8 protein-coding genes and 2 pseudogenes are annotated in these 7,852 nt (G+C 58.5%); 7 read left to right on the top strand and 3 right to left on the bottom strand.

Annotated elements, in window-relative coordinates; all coding sequences use genetic code 11:
* On the top strand, positions 1-383 hold a 383-nt coding region (locus EOC06_RS15700), incomplete at its 5' end, for a tyrosine-type recombinase/integrase (protein ID WP_164898598.1).
* A 35-nt stretch (positions 384-418) separates the two neighbouring features.
* Here EOC06_RS15700 and EOC06_RS15695 read toward each other — a convergent pair.
* Both EOC06_RS15695 and EOC06_RS15690 read right to left on the bottom strand, forming a co-directional pair.
* On the bottom strand, positions 419-937 hold the full coding sequence (locus tag EOC06_RS15695) for an RES family NAD+ phosphorylase (RefSeq protein ID WP_128308193.1): 519 nt from the start codon (positions 935-937) through the stop codon (positions 419-421).
* Complete coding sequence (locus EOC06_RS15690; protein WP_206073050.1) at positions 934-1,269, bottom strand: MbcA/ParS/Xre antitoxin family protein; 336 nt, start codon at positions 1,267-1,269, stop codon at positions 934-936. The genes EOC06_RS15695 and EOC06_RS15690 overlap by 4 nt, the downstream gene beginning before the upstream one ends.
* A gap of 170 nt (positions 1,270-1,439) precedes the next feature.
* Here EOC06_RS15690 and EOC06_RS15685 point away from each other — a divergent pair.
* From EOC06_RS15685 to EOC06_RS15660, 6 genes and pseudogenes are all read left to right on the top strand, one after another.
* A pseudogene (locus tag EOC06_RS15685) lies at positions 1,440-2,079 on the top strand (hypothetical protein).
* A 1,042-nt stretch (positions 2,080-3,121) separates the two neighbouring features.
* The gene (repA, locus tag EOC06_RS15680) at positions 3,122-4,303 is read left to right on the top strand and encodes a plasmid partitioning protein RepA (RefSeq protein WP_095489713.1); all 1,182 of its coding nucleotides are present in this window, start codon (positions 3,122-3,124) and stop codon (positions 4,301-4,303) included.
* On the top strand, positions 4,300-5,334 hold the full coding sequence (repB, locus tag EOC06_RS15675) for a plasmid partitioning protein RepB (RefSeq protein WP_095489712.1): 1,035 nt from the start codon (positions 4,300-4,302) through the stop codon (positions 5,332-5,334). The genes repA and repB overlap by 4 nt, the downstream gene beginning before the upstream one ends.
* Before the next feature lie 152 nt (positions 5,335-5,486).
* Positions 5,487-6,692: a plasmid replication protein RepC gene (repC, locus tag EOC06_RS15670; protein ID WP_095489711.1), complete on the top strand. Its 1,206-nt coding sequence runs from the start codon at positions 5,487-5,489 to the stop codon at positions 6,690-6,692.
* Between the two features lie 89 nt (positions 6,693-6,781).
* Positions 6,782-7,213, top strand: a complete 432-nt coding sequence (locus EOC06_RS15665) for an antitoxin Xre-like helix-turn-helix domain-containing protein (protein WP_095489710.1) — start codon at positions 6,782-6,784, stop codon at positions 7,211-7,213.
* Positions 7,210-7,692 (top strand): RES family NAD+ phosphorylase, encoded by a 483-nt coding sequence (locus EOC06_RS15660; protein WP_095489709.1) that lies wholly within the window; start codon positions 7,210-7,212, stop codon positions 7,690-7,692. The genes EOC06_RS15665 and EOC06_RS15660 overlap by 4 nt, the downstream gene beginning before the upstream one ends.
* 23 nt (positions 7,693-7,715) lie before the next feature.
* Here the strand turns inward: EOC06_RS15660 and EOC06_RS42630 are convergent.
* Positions 7,716-7,852, bottom strand: a pseudogene (locus EOC06_RS42630) (integrase); the annotation flags it as partial.

Raw genomic sequence — 7,852 nt, 5'->3', positions numbered from 1 at the left:
GTCGTGGCTCGTCCGATGCCACCTGCCCGGTTGCCGCGCTGCAGACCTGGCTCAAGCTCGCCCGCATCGCGCACGGTCCACTCTTCAGGCGCGTCACCGGCCAGGGCAAGGCGGTCGGCGCCGAGCGGCTCAACGACCAGGAAGTGGCGCGGCTGGTCAAACGCACCGCCCTCGCAGCCGGGGTTCGTGGCGACCTGTCCGAAGGCGATCGTGCAGAGAAATTTTCCGGTCATTCCTTGCGCGCCGGTCTTGCCTCATCGGCTGAGGTCGACGAGCGTTACGTTCAAAAGCAGCTTGGCCATACGTCGGCCGAAATGCCCCGCCGCTACCAGCGGCGCAGGGACCGGTTTCGCGTCAATCTCACCAGGGCCAGTGGACTGTAGGCCCCCTCCCCTGGCGGAGCGGATTCCGTGACGGTCTATCGCCAAGACAGCCGATCCTTCGGCCGCCGACCACTGGGGTCGAATACGGTTACCTTGTGCGGGAGATCCGGACCCCAGTCCCAAAGCACCAGATTGCGATCCTCCATCTCGGCCCCCGGCGCGAAGCTCGGAACCACAATGCCGGCAACATTTCGAGGCTGCAACCGGTCGTAGATGGACCAGGACGCCGGACGTTCTCCGTTGCTGAGAGCCGTCGCCCAGGCACAGGCCATCTCTTCGAGCGTCACGGAAAATGCCTCCCTCCCCTCTTGCGTCGTCAGGTCGGCGATGTCGTCACAATCGGTCTCATAGGAGCAAAGCACGCACGGATCGATCCGCTGTGCGAAGCCCTGGTTGGCTTCCTTGACCGCTGTCATGATGGTCAGCGCCAAATAGAGCGCTGGCACGCCTTTGGGATTGAATCGGGCCCCTCGGATCGCCGCTCCTTCGCCGGAAGTCGGTTTGAATGCCCAACGTGGATCGTGTGCGCGATAGCAGGTTTTGACAACCCTCACGCAAAACCACCAACGGCCATGTGATCGAGATAATCACGGACCGCTGCTGCCTTGCCATCCTTCACCAGTGCCTCAGCGGTACGTCCGCCGAACGCCGGAAGCGGCTGAGCCCGATACCAGGCCATCGCCTGCTCCTTGCCACCCGCCCAATCCGTCACGCGGCTGATGATTTCAAGCATTTCCCGCAGACGCCCCTGTGTCTTAACCGTAGCGCTGCGCTCTGAGCGATAAAGGGTCTCGCGAGAAAGACCGGCGGTCTGGGCCAACTGACCCTTGGACATGCCAAAACCGTCCGCGACCTGCTCGATCGCAATCTTCCCGTTCCGGTCCATATAGGACAAGATGAGAGGTCCATTGTGCTCGGGGATCTTGAGTGCATGGGCCACAGAATTCATCCTACCGTATTGAGAGTCATATTTCGTGTGCAAAAGATATGGTAGTTCTCGGCAGCTTTCAAGCTCGGCTTGAACCAAATCGAGGTGCTGCCTAGCACGTACGCGGATTGAGCAGACGTGCGCGCGACTATGTCGAGGCAGCTAGTTCGGCAAACACCCGACGCGCCTATGCCGCTGACTGGAAGGAGTTCTTCGCCTGCTGCCGGCGTCACGTCGTTTGATCCGCAGCCGCCAGACCCACAAATCGTCGGCCTCTACATCACGGCCCAGCCCTCGGGATCTCGGCCTGGTGTTGCGCGTGATCAAACCGACGTCGGTCGCGGCTGGATTGAATTTTTTCCAGACATGGGCGTGCTGGTTCCGTTGCGGGGCAAGACCGGCTGGCGCGAGGTCGAAATTGGTCGCGGCTCGTCCGACGCCACCTGCCCAGTTGTCGCACTGCAGGCCTGGCTGAAGTTTGCCCGCATTGCCCATGGCCCCTTGTTGCCGTGTTACTGGTCAGGGTGAAACGGTCGGCGCCGAACGGCTCAACGATCAGGGGGCCGCACGGCTGGGCAAGCGCACGGCCTTGGCCGCCGGTGTGCGCGGCGACCTCACCGAAGGCGAGCGGGAACAGAAGTTTTCTGGCCATTCGCTGCGCGCGCCCTCAGCCGAGCTCGACGAGCGCTATGTGCAAAAAGCAGCTGCCACCCCAGCGCCGAGATGACACGCAAGTATCAGCGACCGCGTGACGGGAGTTCTAACTGAGACGTCTGGATTTGTGGTGCGGTACGCCTACACCCGCAGGTGACACGGGATGCGCCAATGCGCCCGAGAGCCACATGCGCAACCGTAAAGTTGATGAGTGTCCAGGGTTTCTTGGTGCCGTGCATCCCTCCAACTTGAAAAGCTGTTCCCAGCTGGGAACTTAAAGTACGGGTGGTGCGTGCTAGACTAAGAGTTGTGCGAAAAGTTCGCTTCTCGATGCGTCCTCGGGATCCTTCACCAACAGTTGGACTAGACCCAGAGGTAGCCTGCCTGGCGACTTCAGCTGCCTCCCGCTTGCCTCATCGACTACGCACTGGAGGAGGGTGCGCGTGGACTGGACGCCTACGTGCCAAACGGTGCTGATTGCTGTCAAATCGCATGGGATGCCTGGCGACAAATCCTAGCCGTTGAGTTGCCATTCTCAAGAACCGCTTGGCGCGGAATGCTTGTTGCATGGAAGGGGGACGTGGGGCGTCTAATTGGCCAACCTGGTAGGTGCGACTACCGAAGTGACATCGGAAGCGTCGTGGCATGGCTGCATCACAAACACATCCGATCGTCTCCGACGCGAAGGATGTGACACCCCTAGGGACTGCGCGAGTACCGTGCCTGCCGTCAAAATGGGAATTTCGCCGCCGCACCAATTTGGGGGCATCTCTCCAGGCGCCGAAAGCTGTCCGGGCCTTTGTAGGTCGCTCGCCGCCGCACGCGGAAGCTAGAGCCAACCGGCACACCGATGTCGACTATCCACCAGAACAAGCCGGGCAACGGGCTCGCCCGTGCGCCCATGCTGCGTGACCACCTTCACAGCTATAGTTTTACCACCTGATGCGCAGTTTTGACGTCATAGGGGAGACAGCGATAGCGAAAGTTCCCGGCTGGGAACTGCCATATGTCCATTTGCCCGAATTCTCCGAATCGGGCATAAGCCCAGTAACGGAAAAACCGCGTAATTCGAAAAGTTGGCGTAGTTGGCGTGGCGTTAACAGCTTGTTAACCATAGTCGCTATCAATAGGCGCTGGGTGCAAGAGGAGAATCTGGGTGACGCGGCATCTAAGCAGCCTTCAATTCATGAGTACCTTCTCGACGAAACTCGAGAAGGCACTCAACAATCTGTCGCTGGCTCAGTATCCTCCTGACGCGGTTCGTACGATGCGCAAATTCACTTCGACGGAAGTGGCAGCCTTGCTGGGAGTGACCGAAGCTTACATACGGCAGGTCTCCTTAAAAGGGCAGGGACCCGAGCCAGAGACAACGGCCACCGGGAAGCGCCTATATTCTGTGGAGCAGGTGCTGGACCTTAGGATGCACCTGGCGGAAAAGGCGCGGAAGAAATGGATCAATCCTCGTCGTGTTAAAGGCGAGGATTGCCAGATCATCGCGATCACGAACTTCAAGGGCGGATCGTCCAAGACAGCGACCACTATTCACTTGGGTCATTGGTTGGCACTACGAGGATATCGCGTTCTCGCAGTCGACATGGATCCCCAAGCGTCGTTAACAAGTCTGCAAGGAGCGTTACCGGGATTTGACTACCGAGAAGGTGACACCCTTTACTCGGCGATTCGGTTTGATGATCCGGTGCCAACGGAAAAGATTGTACATCAGACTCATATCATCGGGTTCGACGTCATCTGCGCCGGCCTTGAGCTGACAGAATTCGAAACCGCCGTTACCCTTGAAATGCGCAAGAACGGTGGAACCAGTTTTCTGCTTCGAGTGTCACAGGCCCTCGAACAGATCGTCGATCGCTACGATATTGTTCTTCTCGACTGTGCGCCGTCACTAAATTTCCTGACGCTTTCCTCGCTCACTGCCGCTACCGGGGTCCTAATCCCCGTTCCAGCGCACATGCTCGATGTCGACTCCACGGGCAAGTTTTTGGAGCTGGCCGCGTCTTATATGCAAATCCTGGATGAAGCCGGTGCCGGCGCGCGTTGGGATTTCGCAAAATTCCTCATCACAAAATTTGAGGCCAACGACCATCCGCAAGCCAATATGCAGGCGCTAATGCGTCAAGTGTTTGGCGAGGATCTACTGCTCAATTCCGTCTCCAAATCCACTGCGGTCGCGGACGCTCTTACTTGGAAGCAGAGCCTCTATGAGGTGCAACGATCGAGGTTCTCCGCACCTAAAACTTATGATCGTGCAATCGAATCCATCAATGCCGCGAACGCGGAAATAGAAAGCCTCATCACAATGGCATGGAGGCGTGAACAGTGAGCCGTAAAGACTCTAAGGGCATGTTTGCTGCTGTTTTGGGGCAACTCGGGGAGGAGAATTCGAAGGAGAATCTCAGCCGTCGCACGTCATCGCCGCACCTGATGAAGGTGGCTGCTGGTGTTCGCCAAATGCAAGAACGAAGCGATATCGCTGACAAGTTACTGAAGTCAGGCGAGCAAATCATTGAACTCGATCCCGACAAAATAAGGCCGTCATCTATCACCGATCGTTATGATGACGCCTACGAGATTTCCGCCATTGCTGAAATCACAGAATCCATGCGGGAGCGCGGTCAAATTGTGCCTGGATTGGTTCGGCCAGTACAAGGCAAGGATGGCGAGTTTCAAATCGTCTATGGTCGGAGGAGACTAGCGGCCGCCAAGCAGCTTGGGATCGCCTTCAAAGCGGCCGTCCGCGAGTTGAATGATGAACAAGCAGTCATTTTCCAAGGGGAAGAAAACACCGCTCGAGAGGATCTTTCATACATCGAAAAATGCGCTTTTGCGCTTGCGCAGCAGGAAGCAGGATACAAACGGGACACCATCTGCGCTTCGTTGTCGACAGGAAAATCGCACGTCTCCGAGATGATCAAAATCGCCTCCTCGGTCGACAAGGAGATACTGCAATCGATCGGTAAAGCTCCCGGTATAGGTCGAGGACGATGGCAGGAATTCTCAAACCGCTATTCCGTAGAAGGCTCACTCGCGAAAGCCTTCGATCTTACTCACAAAAACAAATTCCGCGAGGCAACGTCCGATGACAGATTCATTATGCTGCTTGAGACGCTGCCGGCGGGTACTAATGCGATCAAAGAACCTGCGGGTCCGGCCAAGCCATCAAAGCCCAAGATTGCTACAAAATCCTGGGCTGCTCCGGACAAAACGGTCAGCGTCAGCCTCAAAGACAATGGAAAAACTGCCGTGATTGCCGTGGGAGAGGCTGAAGGATCGCGCTTCGCAGCGTTTATCGCCGGACAACTGGACGACCTGTTTGAGGCCTTTCGGAAGTCCACCACGAAACAAGGAGTCTGAAACCGCAAAAGAAAAAGGCCCCCGAACGGCAAGCCGGAAGCCTCTCTCTGAACTAAGCACTCTGAGAATCGCATCTCCACGAATCACTGTCAAGAGTCATTGGCGTCGTTTTGGCGAGCAGATTTCTTTTGCCTAATCGAGGGTGAAAGAAAATGGAGACGGGTATTGCAACGACGCCCTTTGGGCGGCGGCCGATGTCGCTTGCCATGCTGGCAGCGCAAAACGAGTCACGGGAGATCCCCAAGGGCAGGGTCGTCGACAAGTGGCAGATCTATCGCAACCTCTGCGAGGGCAAGAGCATCATCGGCATCGGCGATCGCGCCCTGGCCGTCCTGAATGCGTTGCTGTCATTCTATCCTGACAGTGAGTTGAGTGAGGAAAACGGCCTCATCGTGTTTCCCTCGAACGCACAACTGTCGCTCAGGGCGCACGGCATGCCCGATTCCACCTTGCGGAGGAACCTGGCGGAACTGGTGGAATGCGGTCTGGTCATCCGTCGGGACAGCCCGAACGGCAAGCGTTATGCACGGAAGGGCAGGGGTGGGGAGATCGAGGAAGCATTTGGCTTCTCGCTGGCGCCGCTGCTGGCCCGTGCTCAAGAGTGCGAGGCGGCGGCCGAGCGTGTTCGCGCCGACAACAGGGCGCTCAGGCTTATGAGGGAACGCATTACGCTACACCGCCGGGATATCCAGAAGCTGGTCGAGGCGGCCGCTGAGGAAGACGTGCCGGGCGACTGGGGAGGCCTGTGGAGGCGCTTCCGCGCCGTTGTGGAGACAATTCCGCGCCGAGCCCGCATTGCCGAGCTTGAGCCAATCGTGACCGATTTGGCCGCGTTGCGTGATGACGTGGATAAGCTGCTGGAAATCCATATGGAATCCACGAATCTGAGCGGCAATGAGTCCCAAAGCGAGCGGCAGCAATCTGATTCAAATACCGACTCTATTTTTGAATTTGAACCTGCTTTGGAGAAAAGCGGGTCGGCGGCCGAGCCAAGGACGAGGACCGCAGAGTCCCCGAAAACCTATCCGCTGGGGCTGGTGCTGAAGGCCTGCCCCGAAATCGCGGACTACGCCGTCGACGGCATCGGCAACTGGCGCGATCTCATGATAACCGCCGCCCAGGTGCGGGGATACCTGGGCGTTTCACCGTCTGCGTATGAGGATGCCTGCCATGTCATGGGTCAGGAAATCGCCGCGGTGGTGATTGCCTGCATTCTGCAGCGGGCACAGCACATCGAGTCAGCTGGTGGCTATCTGCGCGTGCTGACCGAGAAGGCGAGGGCAGGGGAGTTTTCGGTCGGGCCGATGCTGATGGCGGCGTTGCGAGCGAACGGCGCGACTGCAAAGATGACAGGGTAACCCGTTGGCGGATCGGTTCGCTCTGATGCGGGGCTTGCATGGCGCATCAGGTGAGGCTAACTATTGCCTCACGTGGAATGGAGAGTGATATGCTAGCGCTCGGAAATGTCGCCGACGTGTTGGGGCTGCCCGTTAAAGAGGTGGCGGCGCGGTCGCCTTTCGGGCTGATCTCCCGGATCGAGGATGGACTTCCCATTGGCGCACTTGAGCGCGTTGCGCATCTTCTGGCGCCTGGCGATGCTCAGTTCAAATACCGGCTGATCTCCAAGGCGACCTACGAGCGGCGCAAGGCGGTACATCGCCTCTCGTCGGACGAGGGCACGCGATTGGCCCGCGTCGCGCGCGTCTGGGGCCTTGCTGTCGATGTCTGGCAGAACGAAGAGGAAGCGCGCGATTTCCTGTTTCGGCCGCACCCGATGATTGAGGACAAGCGACCGATCGACGTCGTTATCATGAGCGAGTTCGGTGCCGAAATGGTGGTCGATATTCTCGCAGGTCTGAAGTACGGCAGTGCTGCGTGACGGCGCAGACTCTCGATCGCACTCTATCGTCCTTTCGTATCGGCGATCCGGCCGGCACCTACCCGATCTTCGATGCGACCGGCTCGACAATCGCGCCAGGGCGGTGGAACACGCCCGGAAGTCCTGTCATCTACACCAGCGAGCACTATTCGACGGCCCTGTTGGAAAAGCTGGTGCATGGCAGCGGCCGACTGCCGCCCAACCAGCACTACATCGAAATCACAATCTCGCGCGGACTGAGTTACGAGGTCTTTTCCCACCCGTCACTGCCCGGCTGGGACACGATGCCGGCGATGGTGAGCAAGGGATTTGGCGAAACCTGGTGTTTAGAACGGCGCAGCGTCATCCTGCTGGTGCCGAGTGTCGTGGCGCGTCTCGATTGCAATGTGCTGATCAATCCGGCGCATCCGGAGTTTTCAAGGATCCAGACAAGTCTGCACCAGCCCGTCTACTGGGACCGGCGGCTGTTTGGCGCGTAACAGGGGGCGGGGTTTTTTGTCGTCTACAACCCCAAGGCCCTGGTGAGATTGACGCGGAACCGGTCACGTCGGCGCTGGTATCTGCGCGTCATCTCGGCCGAGGCATGGCCGAGCTGCTTTTGCACATAGCGCTCGTCGACCTCGGCCCACGAGGCAAGGC

This window comes from Mesorhizobium sp. M7A.F.Ca.MR.362.00.0.0 (genome assembly GCF_004023175.1).
Classification (GTDB): Bacteria; Pseudomonadota; Alphaproteobacteria; order Rhizobiales; family Rhizobiaceae; genus Mesorhizobium.
The sequence above is the reverse complement of the archived record's forward strand: the minus strand, read 5'-3'. Positions and strand labels throughout refer to the sequence as shown.